At 56.2% G+C, this 1,226-nt stretch carries 1 protein-coding gene; it reads left to right on the forward strand.

Annotation, left to right across the window (positions count from 1 at the left end; all coding sequences use genetic code 11):
• Positions 1–564: 564 nt before the first annotated feature.
• Positions 565–1,226: hypothetical protein (locus V6D20_16990; protein HEY9817477.1), on the forward strand; the 662-nt coding region annotated here is incomplete at its 3' end.

The raw sequence follows: 1,226 nt of genomic DNA on the forward strand, positions 1-1,226 counted from the left end.
AGACAACTTTCTCCGCAGGAATTACTGCACGTCGAAGTTTTTACCACACCAATCGTAGACTTGACACAGCCACTGGAAGAAGGACAACATTTGGCTCTGTTGTTGGGCGATCCGCTGATAACCTCGTAGCCTTTGTCGCACATGGTGTTCTTGTCTTTCGTGCAAAGACCAGAACCAACGCAAACGCCGTCGACACAATCTTCGTCGGGGCTCGCGCACGGGTTAGTAGTGTCGCAGGTAGCACAATTGTTATCATCGCATGTACCTGCGTTGATATCGCACGCATCGCCGCACTTGCAGCCGAATTCGCACGTGTTGGTAGCCGTGCTGCCTGAGTTGTCAAGGGTCAAACAGTAATCCGAGTCGCAAGCGCACTGACAATGGCCTGGTCCAAGGTACCCATTGTCGCCTGTTGGTACGGGTTCACACGTTGTACCTTGCAAGACGTCATCAGAATCCGTGAAACCGCCGCAGTCGTCGGCAGATCCGCAAGATATAACATAACCTTCCGGGATGTTGCCGCTGGCTGTATTCCAGCCAGCTGGATACGCAGTATTTGCTGCAGTGTCTGCTGCGATTACAGAGATACATATCTGGACGGGCGAAGTGGTAGGGCCTTTGCTGGGTGTGGCCGATGGAGATGCAGATGGCGAGGTTGATGGAGAAGTGGACGGGACGGCCGAAGGTGGAGTGGATGGGGATGCACTTGGAGTACTGGATGGAGCGTTACTTGGTTGTGAGCTTGGCTCTGAGCTTGGACTGGCTGACGGGGATGCTGATGGTGTCGCTGATGGCCTGGTAGACGGAGATTCACTAGGCTGTGCAGATGGAGCAGCAGAAGGGCTCTTGCTGGGGGAAGAGCTGGGCGATGAACTTGGCGGCGCCGAAGGGCTCTTGGTGGGGGATGCCGAAGGGCTCTCACTGGGCAAAGAGCTGGGCGAGGAACTCGGCGATTCAGATGGACTTGCCGAAGGCAATTCAGAGGGAGAAGCTGATGGGGACTCGGATGGACTTGTCGAAGGGGACTCAGAGGGGCTGACAGTAGGTGATTTGGAGGGGCTGGCAGAAGGTGATTCAGAGGGGCTGGCACTGGGGGACTCTGAGGGCGAAGCTGAAGGCGAAGCCGAAGGCGATTCAGAGGGAGAAGCTGATGGGGACACTGAGGGGTTGGCAGTAGGTGATTCCGAGGGACTGGTGGAAGGTGATTCAGAGGGGCTTGCACTGGG

This window comes from Candidatus Obscuribacterales bacterium (assembly GCA_036703605.1).
Taxonomy (GTDB): Bacteria; Cyanobacteriota; Cyanobacteriia; order RECH01; family RECH01; genus RECH01.